Below are 18749 nucleotides of genomic sequence, written 5' to 3' on the forward strand. Positions count from 1 at the left end.
TCAGGCGGCTTTTTTTGTTGACCGTGGTTATCGGGATTTCTGAGAATAGAATCTCGGAAACAAGTATTGGACAAATCACACTTTGCCTATGTATAATATATGCATACCCCAAAACAAAGGAGAACTGATAATGGCTAAGAAAATAAATCTTGAAATGACCAGCGTTGAAAACCGTGAAATGCGTCTCGGTACTATCATCGCATGGGACGGTGCCGCTTCCGAACTTGTTGAAGAATCGGACTATGAAGGCAGAAAAGAAAAAAAGAAAGGCAATGATATTCACGCTCAGAAGCATGGAGGCTGTCCCGGAAACGGCAGTAAAGCCTGTCGTTTGTGCGAACTGAAAACTCCGCTCAATCAGCAGACCATGTGTGCAAATGCAATCGTGGAATGTCAGATAGGAAACCTTACGGACTGTATACTTATACAGCATTCACCGATAGGCTGTGCGGCAGATAATGCATGGTTCAATCTTGCGTTCAAAATGGGACTTACAAGAAGACACAAGCCTGTACAGAATCTCAGGATATTCTGCACCAACCTGCTTGAAAAGGACATGGTATTCGGTGCAAGCGACAAACTAAGACAGGCTATAAGAGACGCTAAGGAGCGTTTCAACCCCAAGGCGATATTCATCTCAATGGCGTGTGCAACTGCGATAATCGGTGAGGATATCGACAGTATCGCCGATGAAATGGAGCCGGAGGTAGGCGTTCCCATAATACCGCTTCACTGCGAGGGATTCCGCTCCAAGCACTGGAGTACGGGATTCGATATCTCACAGCATGGTGTGGCTCAGAAGATAGTTAACAGGAACCCGAAGAAGCAGAAAGACCTCATCAACATTGTTGCACTGTGGGGTACGGACTACTTCACGGATATCCTCAAACCGCTGGGACTTCGCGTGAATTATATGATAGACTGCGCCAACTATGCTGAACTTGAACAGGCATCGGAAGCAGTGGCAACTTCCACATTCTGCCACACTCTCGGCTCATATATGGCGACGGTGCTTGAACAGCATTTCGGTGTTCCGCAGATAGACGCTCCACAGCCCTACGGCTTTGCAGGAACCGATGCGTGGCTGAGAGCAATTGCAAAAATAGTTGGCAAGGAAAATGAGACTGAGGAATACATAAAGTCGGAGCATGAAAGAGTAATGCCGAGGATACTTGAACTCCGTGAGAAATTCAAGGGCGTTAAAGGCTTCATTATGACAGGTTCAGCCTATGCACACGGACTTATCTCCGTACTCCGTGAGCTTGGCATCGAAGTTGACGGCTCGGTAGTGTTCCACCACGATCCTGTTTATGACGGCGGCGGTGAGAATCAGAACTCCCTCAAAAATCTTGTGGAGAAATATGGCGATATCCCACATTATACCGTCAGCAAGACACAGGCATATCAGCTTCCGCAGGTATTCCGCAGAGTCAGGACAGATTTCGTTATCATCCGTCATCAGGGACTTGCTCCCGAAGCCGCAAAGCTCGGCATCCCTGCACTTGCAATGGGCGACGAGCATATTCCCGTCGGCTATGACGGCATGATAAGAACAGGAGAGATACTCCTTGATATACTGGCGAGAAAGCGCTTCAATCAGGTGCTTCAGCGTCACGTTGAACTGCCCTATACAAAGTGGTGGCAGTCGCAGGATGATCCGTTCATCCTCTCAAAAGAGCCCGAAGTGATAGACAAGGCTCTCAGTGAAAAGTTAAAGAAGAAAGGTGCATAAAAATGGCAGAGACAAAGACAAAAAGCGGCACGATAGTTCATCCCCATTACGGTTGTACAGTAGGTGCGGCATATACAGTAGCGGCAATAAAGGGCGGAGTTCCCATAGCAAACTGCGGTCCGGGATGTATGTACAAGCAGTTCTTTCTTATCAGCTTTGATAACGGATTTCAGGGCTCGGCAGGTGCAGGCGGCGGAAACGTCCCCAGTGCAAATGTTGGCGAAAATGACATAGTATTCGGCGGTACTCAGAAGCTTGACGACCTTATAAAGTCATCGCTTGCTGTACTCAAAGGGGACCTTTATGTAGTCCTCACAGGCTGTTCGGGAGAGCTTATTGGTGATGATGTTGAAAGCGTAGTCCGTAAGTATCAGGAAAAGGGATTTCCGATAGTCTGTGCTGAAACAGGCGGATTCAAGGGAACAAATCTTACAGGTCACGAAATAGTTATCGAGTCCATAATAAACCAGTACGTGGGCGACTACGACGGCGAAAAAGAACAGGGACTTGTAAATCTATGGTTCGATGTCCCCTATTTTCATCAGAACTGGCGAGGTGATTACCTCGAAATTGTCCGTATTCTCAGAGCTTCGGGACTTAAAGTCAATGTACTTTTCGGACCTCAGAGCGGCGGCGCAAAGGAATGGAAAAACATACCGAAGGCGCAGTTCAATCTGGTGATATCCCCGTGGGTAGGCTTAAAGACTGCAAAGCTTCTTGAAAGGAAGTACGGTCAGCCCTACCTGCACATACCCGAAATACCCATAGGCGAGGAAGCTACAACAGCATTTATCCGCAAGGTTGTTGAATTTGCAGGTATCAACAAGCGCAAGTCCGAGGCATTCATCAAAGAAGAATCACAGCTTTATTACTACTTCCTTGAACACTTTGCAGAATTCTTCTCGGAGTACTGGTTCGGACTGCCCTCACAGTTTGCAGTCATAGGCGACAGTGCATACACTCTCGCATACACGAAATTCCTTGCATCTCAGATAGGAATGATACCTGTAAAGCAGATAATCACGGACAATCCTCCGCCCAGATACAGAGAGAAAATAGCTGAATACTTCCACAATATCGCAGAGGATGTTTCAGTTGAACCTGAATTCTTAGAAGACGGTTATCTTGTGGAAGAATCGCTGAGAACAGTGGATTTCGGTTCGGGAGTACCGCTTATCCTCGGCACTACATGGGAAAGCGATGTTGCCGCTGAAAAGGGCGGACTGCTCATCGAGGTTGGACCTCCCACAACGGAGGAAGTTACCATAAACAAGACATACATAGGCTATCGCGGAGCGTTCACGCTCCTTGAAAGGATTTATTCAGCCGCAGTCGGCGGTAAATAACGAGGTGATATTATGGCATACAGAATAGCTGTAGCTTCAACTGACGGAATAGTTGTAAATCAGCATTTCGGTCATGCAGAGAGGTTCCATATAATCGAAATAGACGTAAATACGTACAAATACAGCGGTACAAGGGAAGTTGAGCGTGTCTGTCAGGGACATTATCACAATGACTCATCATTTGACAAGGTGATAGATGTACTCAGCGATGTTCATGCGGTAGTTGTAGCAAAGATAGGTTCAGGCGCATCACAGCAGCTTGAAAGCCGTGGACTTACGGTCTACGAAGCACCGTTTCCCATTGAGCCGCTTGTGGAAAAAATAATTGCCGACAGGCTGTGGGAGGTGGACGAATGGCGATATCCTACGAAGAACTGACTGACAAGCACCCATGTTATGCAAGGGGCAAGAAGGGTACAACAGGAAGAATACACCTGCCTATAAGTCCAACCTGCAATATTGAGTGCCGATTCTGTGACAGGCGCATCAACGACTACGAGAAGCGTCCCGGTGTGGCTTCAACGGTCATAAAACCCGAGGAAGCGATAGATGTTATAAGGCGATCGCTTGAACTCTGCCCTGCAATAAAAGTCGCAGGAATTGCAGGTCCGGGAGATACTCTTGCATCAGACTATGCACTCGAAACATTCCGACTGATAAAGAAAAACTTTCCCGACTTGGTCAAGTGTATGAGTACCAACGGACTTCTCCTTGCAGAAACAGCGGACGAGATAATAGCGACTGATATCGACTCGCTGACGGTCACAGTAAATGCCGTTGATCCCGAAATAGAGGCTAAACTCAATCGTGGTATCCTATATCACGGCAAGCACTATACAGGAGTCGAAGCGGCTGAGATACTCATAAAGAATCAGCTTGAAGGCATAAGGAAAGTCAGTGCGGCAGGCATTACTATAAAGGTGAATACAGTGCTTGTTATCGGCATTAATGATGAGCATATCGAGGAGATAGCGAAAACTGTAAAAGCAGCAGGCGCTTCCATTTACAACATTATCCCGCTTATCCCTCAGAATGAACTGAAAGACTATCCCGAACCCACCTGCGCTCAGATTGAGGCAGTAAGGGCAAAGGCTTCAAAATACATAGATGTATTCAGGCATTGTCAGAGATGCCGTGCGGATGCTATCGGCGTTCCAGGCGAAAAGGACTACGGCGATCAGATCTATCTGAAGCGTATCGCACATAAGGATACATTCTCACATGGCTGACAGTTTCATGTCCGCAGGAACTTTATCCTGTACTGTGCCGCTGCAATTTCTCTGCTCGCAGCGGTACAGTTACCCTCAATTCATAGCCAATATTCTTAGCTTTTAGCTTATGATAGCGGCTATTGAAAAAATATGCATAATATAATGTTAGCTAATGGCTAAAGGCTGACAGCTAACGGCTTATATCAAAAATGAAAGGTGTAAATAAAAATGGCTAAGGAAATAAGACAGATCGCAATATACGGAAAAGGCGGAATCGGTAAATCAACTACCACCCAGAATCTCACAGCAGGACTTGTTGAAAGAGGCAATAAAGTCATGGTAGTTGGCTGCGATCCTAAGGCCGACTCTACAAGACTTCTTCTCGGTGGACTTGCACAGAGAACAGTTCTCGATACTCTCCGTGAGAACGGTGAGGACATTGAACTTGAGGACATACTCAAGGAGGGATACGGCGGCACACGCTGCGTTGAATCAGGCGGTCCCGAACCGGGAGTAGGCTGTGCAGGCCGAGGAATCATCACTTCTATCGGACTTCTTGAACGCCTCGGCGCATACACAGAAGACCTTGATTATGTGTTCTATGACGTTCTCGGTGACGTTGTCTGCGGCGGTTTCGCAATGCCGATACGTGAGGGCAAGGCTAAGGAAATATACATCGTTGCAAGCGGCGAGATGATGGCTCTCTATGCGGCAAACAACATCTCAAAGGGTATCGCTCGTTACGCAAAACAGGGCGGTGTGCGTCTCGGCGGTATCATCTGCAACAGCCGAAATGTTGACCGTGAGCGTGAGCTTGTAGCAGCATTTGCAAAGGAGCTTGGTACTCAGCTGATACACTTTGTTCCCCGTGACAATGAAGTTCAGCGTGCAGAGATACACAAGAAAACTGTCATCGACCACAAGCCCGATGCAAAGCAGGCTGACGAATACCGTGAGCTTGCAAGAAAAATCGAAGAAAATACGCAGTTTGTTATCCCGAAACCGCTTACGCAGGATCGCCTTGAAGAAATATTGCTTGAATACGGACTTCTCGATGCGCTGGAAGATAACTACAATATATGAGGTGAGCAATGAAAATAGATATCGACAGAGTTGAAACAGTAACTCCCGATACAAATATCGGTGACCTTGTACTCTTTCATCCCGAAACAGCGGAACTTCTTTTCAGTATCGGTCTGCACTGTCTCGGCTGCCCGTCATCGGGAGTTGAAACTGTCAGCGAAGCGGCAGAGGTCCACGGACTGGATGCCGATGAACTGGTCTCACGGCTGAATGCAATAATTAAAAAGTGACCGCTTATAGCCTGTTTTTATAGATTTTCATAAATAATAGGGATTGGACAAACTGTAAAATACAGGTTATAATATATACATACCACACAGGAAAGGAGCTGTACAAATGGTAACAAGTAAGAATTCCATGCAGCACATTTTCCGCTCAGTGCTCATTTGTACAGAGCGGATGTGGAAAGCCGGACGATGTTGAACTGAACGTTCTAAAATTACCTTCCGTAATAATATGTGCCATAGAAAAAGAAATATAAAAAAGGTGATAGTTATGATATTAAGAGGTTCCATTAGCTTCATTAGAAAGCTGTTTGAAAATGATATGTATTTCATTCGTACAGAAACAGGAAATGTGGTGTTTCATCCCGAAACAGTTTCTAAAGATTATATCGTAACTGATAACGAAGAATGATAAACTCCGCCTGAACTTCCATTTGGTTCGGGCGGAGTTTTTTATAAACGTCCACGAAAACGAAGACGGCAGCCTTGATGTGACACTTGAATTCAACGGTGACTTCAAGGATTCGAGTGCGGTGTGCTTTGAGATCAATGAATAGGCATGAAAACAGCCGCAGGGAGACCTGCGGCTGTAAAAACAATATTTACTGTCCATAAGTTTTAAACAAGAAATTGAGCCGTTCTTCAGAAATTAGCCACTCTTTAGGTATACTGTCTGTTGTACCTCTTCCAGCTGCACGCGGACCCCATGTATGATTCTCATATAGAATGGTTTCTCCACGCCCACCAGCAGATTTTTTGAGTCTATCGGCTATTTCCTTTGGTGTAGCAAGGTATATTCTTGGCATTTCATTTTGTGCGATACCATAAAATTGAACCAAAGAAAAAATTGTCTTTTCATGATGAGCGTCCAGCCATCTGTCAACAGCTTCGTGGTAAGTACACCCTTTCTTATATCCCTGGGTAAGTCCCCAACTTTTATCCTTACTTCCTTTAACAGAAATTTTCAATATTTTATCCCCTGATACGGCAATCAAATCGTATTCTGGTTGATTTGCACCATATTGAACAGAAACATCGTATCCGTATCGAGCTAATATTGCAGCTGTGTAAGCTTCAGCCGCTACACCAACATGCCATGAAGTGAATTCATTCAAGTTAATCACCTACAATAAAAGATAATACAAATTACTCCCCATAGCATGAACTATGAGGAGTTAATTGGTGCGGGTGACAGGACTTGAACCTGCATGCCTCTCGGCACAAGAACCTAAATCTTGCGTGTCTGCCAGTTTCACCACACCCGCATAAGGACAACAAAGCAGCGGCTCGGTCATATGACATGAGCCGCATACTATTGGTCATTTTTAAATTACTGTAAAGGCTGATTCTCGTGTGAAGGAGGAGTAATGTTTCTGAAAGCGCCCTCAGCGGCAGCAGCAGCCTGTGCAAGCTCGTCAACAGAAGCCTCGGCAGCCTGCGAAGCGGCTTCACCAATGGTCTCCATAGCCTCAGCAGGAGCATTGGTCACATTCACGCCGTTAGTAACATTCACGGCATTTGCAGCGCTTGCAGCTTTAGCAGCGGCCTTTTTAGCAGCGAATTCAGCCTCAGCGGCAGCGAGCTTTGCAGCTTCATCAGCCTTAGCCTTTGCCTGAGCCTCAGCAGCCTTCTTTTCCTTTTCTTTAGCCTTATTCTCGGCTTCCTTAGCAGCCCTCTCGGCAGCTTCCTTCTCGTCGCGGTCGCCCTTTGACTCTATGTAGATATCCTCGTCCGCAAGGCTTCCAACGAAATTGAGCTGTTTAACAGGTATTCTCTTAAGGGGAGAATACGCAAACTTATTACATGAGTAATTGCAGTCAACAAGGCCCTTCTTTTCACAAAGAACCTTATTGCCGTCCTTTGCACGTTTACCAAACTGACAGTAATCACACTTAGGTGTGATGTTCTTATCGAAATATTTTCCGCCCCGGAAGAAAGATAATAAATCCATGCGATCACCTCGAAACCATTTCTACTTACTATTATATCACATAATAATAAATTTGTCCAGTATTTTTTTCAAAAAAATTGTAAGTCTTTATGAAAATTGTTTTACCATTGCTATGCCAATCAACTATTGAAGAATTACTGCGAAGGACAGCCAGCGAAAGGCAAGGAAGAAAGGCGCAGGAATACTGTCGTATTTCAAGACTTTCTGACGAAGTATTTCGCTGTCCGGACAAGCAGGAAAATTCAAGAGTTAGTTGGTGGAGCAATATAGTAATAAGTTATTTCAGCTCGGCAATGGTAACGCCGTCCTCGCCCTCGCCGAAAACTCCAAGGCGGAAGCTCTTGACAGAGGGGTGGTTCTTAAGGCGCTGGTGGACTGCCTTGCGGAGGAGTCCCGTACCCTTGCCGTGGATAATAGTTATCATCGATATATTGGACATAACTGCCTGATCGATGAATGAATCAAGCTGGTAAACGCCGTCGTCGCAGGCGCATCCGCGGATATCGAGTTCCATTTTTCCGCGTCTTTCAGCCTTCACGCCGACCTTGTTCATCTTGTTGTTTCTCTTGACGGACTTGTTGCCGTATGTCACCTTCTGAGGCTCTTCAAGACGGAGTCGGCTGATGTTCATTTTTGTCTTCATAACGCCCATCTGTACGAAAACGAAGTCGCTGCCGTCGGGATCGCCGCAGATAATGCCCTTTCGCTGGAGGTCCACAACGTAAACGGTGTCTCCCCTTCTGAGCTTTCTCGGCAGGACATAACCCTCGTTGGGATCCTGTCCCTGAACGGGATTAGCGGTATCGTACATCTTGTTGAAGCTCTGCTTGGACTTGGATTTCATTGAGGAAACATTTGCGCTGAAGTCCTTCTTATCCTTTTCCTTGCGGAGTTTTTCAAGCTCGTCGATAAGCTCGTTGGACTCGGCTTTGGTCTGCTCGATGATAGTCATTGCACGGAGTCTCGCCTTTTCAAGCTCGTCCGCCTTAGTGCGTTCAAGCTCCTCTTTTTCACGGCGGATAACTTCCTCGTGCTGAGCGGTCTCGGCTTTAAGCCTTGTTATCTCGTCCTTCTGACGTTCAAGCTCGATACGTGAAGCCTCCAGCTTTGAGATGACTTCCTCAAGACGGGTATTCGCCTCGCTGACGCTTGCCTTAGCCTCGCTGATTATGTCCGAAGGCATACCGAGGCTCTCGGAGATTGCGAAAGCGTTGGAGCGTCCCGGAGAACCGACTATCAGCCTGTATGTAGGGCGCAGAGTCTCTATGTCAAACTCGCAGGAAGCGTTCTCAACGTTGGGATTGTCCAGAGCAAAGACCTTAAGCTCCTGATAGTGAGTTGTGACCATGAGCTTAGCACCGCTTTTCATCAATCGGCGGATTATAGCCACTGCCAGTGCAGCGCCCTCCACGGGATCTGTACCCGAACCCAGCTCGTCAAGAAGCACAAGTGAACTGCTGTCGGCGGTATCGATTATCTCGATGACCTTGTTCGTATGGGATGAGAACGTGGACAGGTTCTGCTCGATACTCTGACTGTCACCGATGTCCACGAGGATGTGCTCGTAAATGGAAATGCTGCTGCCGTCCGAAACAGGTATGAGAAGTCCGCACATAGTCATAGCGGAAAGGAGTCCCGCAGTTTTCAGTGCAACGGTCTTACCGCCCGTATTCGGTCCCGTGATAACGAGGGACTGGTAGTCCCTGCCCAGTTCAAGGTCGATAGGAACTGCCTTATTGCGGTCGATAAGGGGATGTCTCGCCTTTTTCAGCGAGAGGATGCCGTCGTCGGTTATCTCGGGCATAGTGCATCTCAGTTTAGCCGCAAGCTCGGACTTCGCAAAGTAGAGGTTCAGCTCGGTACAGACCTTGTAATTCTCGCAGAGAATGTCCGCATAGTCGCCGCAGTCACGGCAGAGTTCCGCAATGATTCGCTCAATTTCCTCCTGTTCCTTGCCCTGGAGGATGCGGATATCGTTATTTGCCTCGACTATCGCCATAGGCTCGATGAAAATTGTCTGTCCTGTAGCGGATGTATCGTGTACAAGTCCCGATACCTGTCCCCTGTATTCCGATTTTACGGGGAGAACGAATCTGCCGTCCCTGATAGTGACGTTGGATTCCTGCAAATACTGCTGGGTGGTCTTGTTCTTCACCATTTTGTCGAGAGTCTCACGAAGCTGCATACCTGCACGGTTTATCTTGCGTCTTATAGCTGCAAGCTCGGCACTTGCGGCATCGGATATCTCGTTCTCGGAGATTATGGAGCGGTCCAGCTTTTCAAGGAGCCAGTCGTTCGGTGCAAGACGAGAGAAAAGGTAGTCCAGCTCGGTCTCGACGTTCTCGCAGCTCCTGTACCAGTCCGCAAGGGACTTTATCTGTCTCAGCATAGCCGCAATGTCCATGAGGTCACGGAGCGATATAACAGCTCCCGACTTCGCTCTTGCTGCGGCAGTTGAAACGTCCTTGAAATTGCTGAAAGGGGGCGTTCCGAACTGTATTGACAGCTCCAGAGCCTGACTTGTTTTCAGGTTCTCCATTCTGACAGCCGCAAGGTCCGTATCGGGACGAATTGTGAGAGCCATGCGCTTAGTCTCCTCGTTCGAGGCGATATCCGCCAGCATTTCAAGTATTTTGTCAAGTTCAAGTGTTTTCAGATATTTATTCATAGTCACAACCTTATCTGTAATCCTCCGTTCACGTAACGGAGCGGTAAAAATCAAGTGTAGGGAAATGTCTTTCAAGGTGGGAGGTCAGATAGCTTTCCGCAAATTCCGCAAGGACGTTCATGGAGTCCTCTGACAGGCGGAAGTTGAAAATGCGCTCCATATCCGCAAGTACGATGTGCCTTACTGCGGTGAGGACGGACAGACCGACCTTCATGCAGCCTGTGGAGTCCCTGTCGCCGAAGCAGTCCTCGCAGCAGAAACTACCGTCGGAAATGGAGAAATAAAGGGACTGCGGCTCGTATTTTCCGCAGTTCCTGCAACCTACGATATCAGGCATGAAGCCTGTCTCGGACATGAGGCGGAGCTCGAAGATAGCTTTCAGCTGTACCTCGTCCCTTGTGCCTTTTTCAAGGAAGTGGAGGGTGTTGAGAAAGAGCCGCAGAACGTTTCCGCTGTCGGTGAGTTCGGCGGTGGAGTACCTGAGGACCTCCGCAAAATAGCCTGCAAGGGATATGCGTGAAACGGACTGACGGAGTCCGTAGAAGATATGTATGGGTTCTGCGCTGTTGAGGTAGAATCTGTCCCTGCGCTTGTCAACACAGAACCGTGAATAGGCGAAAAGCTGCGCGGAGCTTCCCGACTTGCCGTTTATCTTCCTTGCGCCCTTGACGGATATCTCCATAAGACCGTGTTCCTTGGTAAGAATATCAATAAACTTGTCCTGTTCGCCGACTATCCGTTCTTTCAGGACTATTCCCTCTGTTATCGTCATTTTCCTTTTCCTTTTCGCTGCGGTAAGCAAGGTAATCGGCAATACTGCCTGTTGCGGCGAACTTCTCCCACAGGTCTGCTGACATGCAACTCACCTCCGTGAGTATTGTCCGCAGAAACAGGAGCTTTATTCACCTGTACACAATAATTCCCGCTGCCCATAACTGCTCCTGCCGGCACTTGTACTGTACGTCCACTTTTATCGGGGCAAACCTTTCTGAGGAAAGGTTCTTCCCCGAACCCCTTTCCAAAGACTTTTTAGTCCAAATTTTTGCCCTACAGGGCGTTCCTCGTAAAAATTACGAACCTTGCAAGAATTGCAGAACGCCCTGTTGGACAAAAATTTAAATTGAAAGTTTTAGGAAGGGAGTTTGAGGGAGAACCCTTTTTCAAAAGGGTTTCCCTCAATGAAAGCGGATGTACCGCACAAATGCACAAAAGGAACAGTCAGGGCGGACGGGAATGGGGTGTTATTTTTCAGACAAGCCGAAGCTTCTGATAAGTCCCTCTCTGTTTCGCCAGTCCTCTTTGACCTTGACCCAGCACTTCAGATTGACCTTTATCCTGAAGAATTCCTCGAGTTCGATACGGGCAGCGGTTGAAGCCTTTTTGAGCATAGAACCGCCCTTGCCGATAACGATGCCCTTGTGGGACTCGCGTTCGCAGTAGATAACAGCCCTGATATCGAGGATATCCTTATCTTCACGTTCTTTCATTTCCTCTACTCCGACGGCAATACCGTGTGGTACTTCGTCGCTGAGGAGCTCCAGCAGCTTTTCACGTATCATCTCGCCTGCGATGACCTTTTCGGGCTGGTCGGTAATCATATCGTCGGGGAAGTAATGTATAGACTCCTCCGACAGCTTCATCATCTCGTCGATAACGATATCAACGCCGTTGTTCTCTGTGACGCTGACGGGTATTACAGCCCTGAAGCTTATCTTCGAGGTAAGCTCGGCGATAACGGGTGCAAGCTCGTCCATACTTCTCAGCAGGTCAATCTTGTTGAGCACAAGGATAACGGGCATATTTGAATCATTCAGCGAGCGGAGCAGAGAAAGCTCCGACTCATTTATCTTTTTTTTGCAGTCCATCACAAAGACTACCGCATCTATATCCGTTACGGACTCTTTAACGGTGTTGAGCATATGCTCGCTGAGCTTGTTCACAGGCTTATGGAGTCCCGGAGTATCGAAGAAAACGAGCTGAACACCGTCGATATTCCTGATGCCTGTGATACGTGTACGGGTAGTCTGCGGCTTGCTGCTGACCGAGGCTATCTTCTCGCCCACGATAGCGTTAAGGAGGGATGATTTGCCTGCATTTGTCCTGCCTGCGATAGTTATGAAGGCTGTTCTGGACATGGTCAGTTATCTCCCTGTGTAACGAAAGTAGCGTCTCTGGAGATACCGAGCTTTTCAAGTACGGATTCTTCCTTTTCACGCATTATGCGCTGGTCGAGCTGACTTGTCTCGTGGTCGTAGCCCAACAAATGGAGCATTGAATGTACTGTAAGGAAACCTATCTCACGCTCCAGTGAGTGGCCGAAGTTCTGAGCCTGTTTTACGGCAGTTTCCAGCGAAATAACAACGTCTCCGAGCTGAACTGCGCCTGTTTCGGGGTTGAGTTCAACGGTACCGTCCTCGCTTGTGAGGGGGAAGGAAAGAACGTCTGTAACGCTGTCCTTATTGCGGTATATCTTGTTAAGGTTCTTTATCTCGTTATTGCTTACGAAGGAAACGCTCACTTCCGCGTCCCTGCCGAACTTCTCGGTAGTAAGCACAGCCTGACAGCATCTTCTGATGAGCAGTCTGATACCGACGGGGACCTTCACCTCGGTCTGGTTATTTTTAACGTATACTTTAAGCTTAGGCATGATTTTTAGCTCTCCCTTCGTTGAATTTTTCATATGCCTTGATAATGTCCTGCACGAGCTTATGGCGCACGACATCCTTTTCAGTAAATCTGTGTATATCGATGTCATCGATACCCTTCAGCACCTTTATCGCCTCTACGAGTCCCGATTTTTTTGCATCGGGGAGGTCTATCTGGGTGATATCGCCCGTAATGACCATACGGCTCTCGTTTCCGAGACGGGTGAGGAACATTTTAATCTGTTCCGAGGTGGTGTTCTGAGCCTCATCAAGGATGATGAAGGCTTCGTCGAGGGTACGTCCTCGCATGTAGGCAAGGGGAGCGACCTCGATTATCCCTTTTTCCATATATCGTGAAAAGCTTTCCGCACCGAACATGTCGAAAAGTGCATCATACAGCGGTCTGAGGTAAGGATCGACCTTATCCTGAAGATCGCCGGGCAGGAATCCGAGCTTCTCGCCTGCCTCAACGGCGGGACGGGTGAGGATTATCTTTTTTATCTTTCTTTCGCGGAAGGCTTTTACAGCCATAGCCACAGCGAGGTAGGTCTTACCCGTACCTGCGGGACCGATGCCGAGAACAATGGTATTATTGGCGATAGCGTCGATATAGCGCTTCTGACCGACGGTTCTCGCCCTTACTATCCTTCCCGACGAAGTAACGCAAACGCCGTCGCCTTTGAGTTCCTCGAGCTGTTCCTCGATGCCCTCCTGCACCATAGAGGTGACGTATCTCACTGTCTGTTCGCTGACGGACTGTCCCCTGCCTGCGATCTTAGTGAGGTGTTCCACAGCCTTAGCGGCTGCTGCGACGTTGTTTTCCTCGCCGATTATCTTTATCCTGCCGTCTCTGTCGACTATAGAGACGCCGTATTCCTTCTGGATATTTCCGATATGTCCGTCGAACTGACCGAATATCTCGGATATCTGTTCGGGGTTTGTAATATCAATGTATCTTTCTGCCATCAGACAACTCCATTCTGTGCTGCGACGCTGATCTTTTCGGGGAATGTGCCTGCATTTGCAAGGGCAGCGTTTGAATACCGCTTATCCCCTGTTATCTCCTTGATGACTTTTACGTTATCAGGGAAGAAGATCTTCTGTGAAGGCTCTTCGAGTTCAAGCTCCATAACGGCGAGCGTGTCCGAAAAGGGGTAGGTATCGAGCTCGAACAGCTGTTCCCTGTAGAGGAAGCAGTGTCTTACTTTGACGATAGGCACGCAGTCTGTCCTGCGCTGTTCGAGGAGAAGTCCGTACTCTTTCTCGCTTACCGAGCGTTCGTCCTCACGTCTTGTAACATCGTCGATGAAAACCTTTTCGGTATAGGTGTAGCTTATCCTGCCGTTTTCTGCAATTCTTCTGACTCTCCTCTGAGAGTCGCCTGCACCGTTTGTAAGATAGGTCTGAATGATGCTGACAGTGCGTTTCAGGTCGAGCTTTTTAAGGTCGGGAAGCTCGACGAGAAACTTTCTTTCTATTTCTAATCCCTCGGGCATTATCACAACTCCTGTACCGCAATGCGGCAAAATTACCTTTCGGCACTCTCGTCCGAAAAGTTTTACATAATATATTATAGTACTTTTTTTGAATATTGTCAACAAAAAATTTATCTGCGGAATCTGCAAATTCATGAAAAGGTCTAAACGATGTTAAAAACAAAGAGAGAAAAGGTTCACACAATGTCCCTGAGTATCATGTTATAGGGAGCATACATAACGTGCTGAGCGACCTGCTGAGGGCTCACATACACCCTTTTTTCGTCGTATTCACAGCGCGGCAGAGTGAAGCAGAGCGCATTTTTCTTTGCTGCGAATTTACCGCCGAGCTTTTCCGCAAGAACTTCAAAGATCTCGGGGTAGAACCTCTCGATCATGCCGACTCCGCTCATAAGAGCATCCTTCACCTCACGGGGATCGAAGCTGTCGGCACTTACGCTGATAGTAACGGACTTCGGCTTGGCTGTACATGAGTAGGTTATCTCCTTTGCGCCGCCCATTTTAAGAGCTCTTACAGCACCGACAAGCATGAAATTGAGGGTTCTGAAGCTTGCATCGATGCAGAGGCTCTTGTCGATCTTTTCGGCTTTGACCGCACATTTTCTCTTAAGCACCTTCTTGCAGCCTTTGACTACCTCGTCGATATGAGCCGCAACGGGAACGCAGTAGAGTTCGGGCTCGTTGCCGCCGCAGTGGTCCGCAAGAACGGCGTTGAGCTCTGTGTTGTGGATGAGAACTCCGCACATCTTTCTGATGCTCTCGATGGCGTTCTCCTCCTTCTTTTTTGTTGTACCGAAGTCCTCACACGCACTCAGGATGCATGTAGCAACGATCCTTGAAGTTTCGCCGCTGAATCTCACGAAATCCAGGGCAAAATCCTCCTCGAAGAATTTTTCCATTGCAGCTTTTTTGTCAGCTTTTTTCTTACTATCCATAATGATTACCCTCCTATCGCTTGGTTACTTTTGTTTTAACGTAACTATATTTGTACCAATGTAACTATTTGATAAGTATATTATACTACATAATGACCAAAAATGGAATACTTTTTCGTGATTTTTACTCCCTGTCATTTTCAACAATTTTCTGCTGTTGAAACTGTATGGATTCTACTTTTCTTTATAAATCCGTTATTTTTTTATCTAACCCCTTGAAATATTTTCCGCAGTGAGTTATAATAAGATTATAAATTTTTTAGGAGGTATATCCACTATGTCAGTTAAAGTTGCTATTAATGGTTTCGGCCGTATCGGTCGTCTTGCATTCAGACAGATGTTTGATGCTGAGGGTTATGAGGTAGTTGCAATCAACGACCTTACAAAGCCTTCAATGCTCGCACAGCTCCTTAAGTATGATACTGCTCAGGGCGGCTACTGCGGAAGAATCGGTGAGAATCTTCACACTGTTACTGCTGACGACGAGGCTGGTACAATCACTGTTGACGGCAAGACACTTACAATCTATGCAAAGGCTAACGCTGCTGAGCTTCCTTGGGGCGAGATCGGCGTAGACGTTGTTCTTGAGTGTACAGGTTTCTACTGCTCAAAGGAAAAGTCACAGGCTCATATCGATGCCGGTGCTAAGAAGGTTGTTATCTCTGCTCCTGCAGGCAACGATCTTCCTACAATCGTTTACAGCGTTAACGAGAAGACTCTTACAAAGGATGACAAGATCATCTCTGCTGCTTCATGCACAACAAACTGCCTCGCTCCTATGGCTAAGGCTCTCAACGACTATGCTCCTATCCAGAGCGGTATCATGAGCACTATCCACGCTTACACAGGCGATCAGATGATCCTTGACGGTCCTCACAGAAAGGGCGACTACAGAAGAGCAAGAGCCGGTGCTGCAAACATCGTTCCTAACTCAACAGGTGCTGCTAAGGCAATCGGCCTTGTTATCCCTGAGCTCAACGGCAAGCTCATCGGTTCTGCACAGAGAGTTCCTGTTCCAACAGGTTCTACAACAATCCTCACAGCTGTTGTTAAGGGCAGCAACGTTACTAAGGACGGCATCAACGCTGCAATGAAGGCTGCTGCTTCAGAGTCATTCGGCTACAACGAGGATCAGATCGTTTCTTCTGACGTTATCGGCATGAGATACGGTTCACTCTTCGATGCTACACAGACAATGGTTTCTGAGATCGGCGACGGCCTCTACGAGGTTCAGGTTGTTTCTTGGTACGACAACGAGAATTCTTACACATCACAGATGGTAAGAACAATCAAGTACTTTGCAGAGCTTGGCTAATAACTGATATTTTGCAATATTTTAAGGGCGTTCTTCGGAGCGCCCTTTTTAATTCGGGATCTAATTACGCATTAAAGGGGCGCACAATGGGCGCCCCTGCTGCTTTCTACTTTCTGCGCTCTGATTACTTTGCTTGACTTTATCGGTTCATTCTGATATAATAAAGGTGTTACTTCGGGCTTTATCATTATAAACCCGACAAAAACAGGAGGATGATTATGAAAAAACATATTTGCCTTATCTGTCTGGCAGCTCTTATGCTGACAGGCTGCGGAAGCAAAGCTTCTCAGGACAACACAACTGCATCAGGCAATACAGCAGGTAACAGCGCCGGCGCCGATGCTCAGAACACACCGGCAGATGATAAGAAAGACGAGACCGCAGAGGAAGAGATCGTTTATTCGGATAATTATGACACAAAATTCTCTATTCCTCGTCCCGCATCACTGAAAAAAATGCCGAATAGAAGCGACATTATATATGCGACAAAGACATACTTGGACGAAGAATTTTTAAGCGGAGAGACATTATATGATGAAAACGAGGTCGTTTTCTTTCACAATTTGATGTTCTACAACAATGATAATGTTGAGTGTAATCTTGATACATTATTGGAGGATCACTTTCTTGACAGATTAAGTACCGCTCTGTGGAACTGTTATGATGAACATGCCGAAGATTTTTCAAGATATACCATTGAAGAGAGCACTGAGGAAGATTTTCTCGGAACACCTGCACGCCGTATTTCTGGTACAGTCAAAGTAGGCTCCGACTCTAAAGGCGATTACACTGACGTTCACTTTATTGCACATCTCTGCATACCTGAGACAAACCGTCCTTTCATGACCTTCACCTGCACAGCTTCAAATGATAAAGAAAAGCTCGACACCATGACACATATCGCAGACCTGATAGTTACGAAAATAAAGAAATACGAAGTCTGATCTCAGCATACACAGTGCGTTCCTCAGGGAGCGCACTTTTTAATTCGGAATTATTGCGTCCCATGACGGGGACGTGTTTAAATTCTGGATAAACGCACAATTCCCCGTAACCCTGATACCTTGTAGGGGCAGCTTTTGGCAGTCCGCAAAATCCAATATATACGGTTAAATACAGCGGAACGCCGAGGGCGCCGTCCCCTACTTAGCTCTTAGCTCTGAACTCTGAATTGTAAATTTTCTGTTAAATGTGGGATTTCATTCAACCTTTTTAGGTTGAACGGCATTCCTTTACACGCCTATTATGAGGGACGTTCACAACAGCATTCCCGATGATAACGTAAAGGGTTACGGAAAACCGTAATTCCCTAAAACGGGAACAGTTACCGAAAACGGGAACCCACTGTTCCCGAAAACGGGAATGCTAACGTTCCTGAAAACGGGAACCATACATATAAAGAAAATAAAAGAAAGATATAAAGAAATTGAAAGAAAGACAGTCCCCCTTCGATACGAAACAAATCATTTCCCTTATAAATATTTTCTGAAATAAACCTGTTTCGGACTTCAATAACTGTTGATTTTATCTGAGAGATGTGTTATAATATAATTATCATTCAGTACGGATATGTACAAGTAAGGAGGTAAGTAATGGAAGCAAAGAAATTAATAAGATTGAGATGTCCTGAATGTAAAGAGAGGTTATATGCTGAGAAAGGCGTTGAACACTGGTACTGCGGTTACTGCGGATTCAGAATAAACGATATTGCCGAGGCTGCGGACAAGCAGCTCAAAGTCAAGGCTGTAATGCAGGCTCCGCCCAAAAAGAACGTTGAAGCACCAAAGCCCCTCCACGAGGAAAAGGCTCTCACAGCAGCAGAAAAAGAAAGAAAGGCTATGGCAGAGGCAGACATCTCTGTGGGAATGTTCGATATCACCGACGCTAATGCAGTCGACGACGACATCACAAAGCCTAAGAACACCAATGTATCATGGATAAAGAGGCCGCACGGCACTATGCCCGGTTTCCCTGATGCTAAGTCCGCTGCAAAGCCTACAGTACCCGATATCGGCATCCCCGATCTCCCTACGACACCAGAAGTCAAGGCACCAGAAGTTCCAAAAGTCCCGGAAGTAAAGGCACCAGAGGCACCAAAGGTTCCCGAAATCAAGGCACCGGAAGCTCCTAAGGTTCCCGAAAT

General features: G+C 47.0%; 17 protein-coding genes, 1 tRNA gene and 1 pseudogene. 9 read left to right on the plus strand and 10 right to left on the minus strand.

The features are described from left to right. Positions 1-130: 130 nt before the first annotated feature. The 6 genes from BT127_RS03805 to BT127_RS03830 all read left to right on the plus strand — a co-directional run bounded on the left by BT127_RS03805 (position 131) and on the right by BT127_RS03830 (position 5602). On the plus strand, positions 131-1732 hold the full coding sequence (locus BT127_RS03805; RefSeq protein ID WP_075423703.1) for a nitrogenase component 1: 1602 nt from the start codon (positions 131-133) through the stop codon (positions 1730-1732). Between the two features lie 2 nt (positions 1733-1734). Then, positions 1735-3078 (plus strand): nitrogenase component 1, encoded by a 1344-nt coding sequence (locus tag BT127_RS03810; RefSeq protein WP_075423704.1) that lies wholly within the window; start codon positions 1735-1737, stop codon positions 3076-3078. Between the two features lie 12 nt (positions 3079-3090). Then, positions 3091-3456: a NifB/NifX family molybdenum-iron cluster-binding protein gene (locus tag BT127_RS03815; RefSeq protein ID WP_075423705.1), complete on the plus strand. Its 366-nt coding sequence runs from the start codon at positions 3091-3093 to the stop codon at positions 3454-3456. Further along, positions 3432-4307 carry a radical SAM protein gene (locus BT127_RS03820; protein ID WP_075423706.1) on the plus strand — a complete coding sequence of 292 codons (876 nt, stop codon included), beginning with the start codon at positions 3432-3434 and terminating at the stop codon, positions 4305-4307. Before BT127_RS03815 ends, BT127_RS03820 begins: the two co-directional genes overlap by 25 nt. 222 nt (positions 4308-4529) lie before the next feature. Continuing rightward, positions 4530-5372 (plus strand): nitrogenase iron protein, encoded by an 843-nt coding sequence (gene nifH / locus BT127_RS03825; protein ID WP_502687139.1) that lies wholly within the window; start codon positions 4530-4532, stop codon positions 5370-5372. Positions 5373-5380: 8 nt separating this feature from the next. Continuing rightward, a complete protein-coding gene (locus tag BT127_RS03830; protein WP_075423708.1) occupies positions 5381-5602 on the plus strand; it encodes a DUF1858 domain-containing protein in 222 nt (73 codons plus the stop codon). 596 nt (positions 5603-6198) lie between these two features. Here BT127_RS03830 and BT127_RS03835 read toward each other — a convergent pair. The 10 genes from BT127_RS03835 to BT127_RS03880 form a co-directional block, all read right to left on the minus strand. Next, positions 6199-6711, minus strand: coding sequence for a PDDEXK-like family protein (locus tag BT127_RS03835; protein WP_075423709.1), 513 nt, complete (start codon positions 6709-6711; stop codon positions 6199-6201). A gap of 65 nt (positions 6712-6776) precedes the next feature. After that, a tRNA-Leu gene (locus BT127_RS03840) sits at positions 6777-6861 on the minus strand. A 65-nt stretch (positions 6862-6926) separates the two neighbouring features. Further along, positions 6927-7547 carry a hypothetical protein gene (locus BT127_RS17130; RefSeq protein WP_318257139.1) on the minus strand — a complete coding sequence of 207 codons (621 nt, stop codon included), beginning with the start codon at positions 7545-7547 and terminating at the stop codon, positions 6927-6929. Positions 7548-7824: 277 nt separating this feature from the next. After that, on the minus strand, positions 7825-10215 hold the full coding sequence (locus BT127_RS03850; RefSeq protein ID WP_075423710.1) for an endonuclease MutS2: 2391 nt from the start codon (positions 10213-10215) through the stop codon (positions 7825-7827). Positions 10216-10243: 28 nt separating this feature from the next. Further along, positions 10244-10987, minus strand: a complete 744-nt coding sequence (gene recO / locus BT127_RS03855; RefSeq protein WP_075423711.1) for a DNA repair protein RecO — start codon at positions 10985-10987, stop codon at positions 10244-10246. Between the two features lie 469 nt (positions 10988-11456). After that, the gene (gene era, locus BT127_RS03860) at positions 11457-12350 is read right to left on the minus strand and encodes a GTPase Era (RefSeq protein ID WP_075423712.1); all 894 of its coding nucleotides are present in this window, start codon (positions 12348-12350) and stop codon (positions 11457-11459) included. A 2-nt stretch (positions 12351-12352) separates the two neighbouring features. Continuing rightward, positions 12353-12862, minus strand: coding sequence for an rRNA maturation RNase YbeY (gene ybeY, locus BT127_RS03865; protein WP_075423713.1), 510 nt, complete (start codon positions 12860-12862; stop codon positions 12353-12355). Continuing rightward, positions 12855-13826 carry a PhoH family protein gene (locus BT127_RS03870; RefSeq protein ID WP_075423714.1) on the minus strand — a complete coding sequence of 324 codons (972 nt, stop codon included), beginning with the start codon at positions 13824-13826 and terminating at the stop codon, positions 12855-12857. Before BT127_RS03870 ends, ybeY begins: the two co-directional genes overlap by 8 nt. Further along, positions 13826-14356, minus strand: coding sequence for a CYTH domain-containing protein (locus BT127_RS03875; protein ID WP_075423715.1), 531 nt, complete (start codon positions 14354-14356; stop codon positions 13826-13828). The genes BT127_RS03870 and BT127_RS03875 overlap by 1 nt, the downstream gene beginning before the upstream one ends. 176 nt (positions 14357-14532) lie before the next feature. Continuing rightward, a complete protein-coding gene (locus BT127_RS03880; protein WP_075423716.1) occupies positions 14533-15291 on the minus strand; it encodes a hypothetical protein in 759 nt (252 codons plus the stop codon). A 277-nt stretch (positions 15292-15568) separates the two neighbouring features. Between BT127_RS03880 and gap the strand changes: the two genes are divergently transcribed. The 3 genes and pseudogenes from gap to BT127_RS16690 all read left to right on the plus strand — a co-directional run. Beyond that, complete coding sequence (gene gap / locus BT127_RS03885; protein WP_075423717.1) at positions 15569-16606, plus strand: type I glyceraldehyde-3-phosphate dehydrogenase; 1038 nt, start codon at positions 15569-15571, stop codon at positions 16604-16606. Positions 16607-16824: 218 nt separating this feature from the next. Further along, the gene (locus BT127_RS03890) at positions 16825-17550 is read left to right on the plus strand and encodes a hypothetical protein (RefSeq protein ID WP_075423718.1); all 726 of its coding nucleotides are present in this window, start codon (positions 16825-16827) and stop codon (positions 17548-17550) included. Between the two features lie 648 nt (positions 17551-18198). Next, positions 18199-18749 (plus strand): annotated as a pseudogene (locus BT127_RS16690) (hypothetical protein); the annotation flags it as partial.

Source organism: Ruminococcus sp. XPD3002 (genome assembly GCA_900119535.1).
GTDB lineage: Bacteria > Bacillota > Clostridia > Oscillospirales > Ruminococcaceae > Ruminococcus > Ruminococcus flavefaciens_H.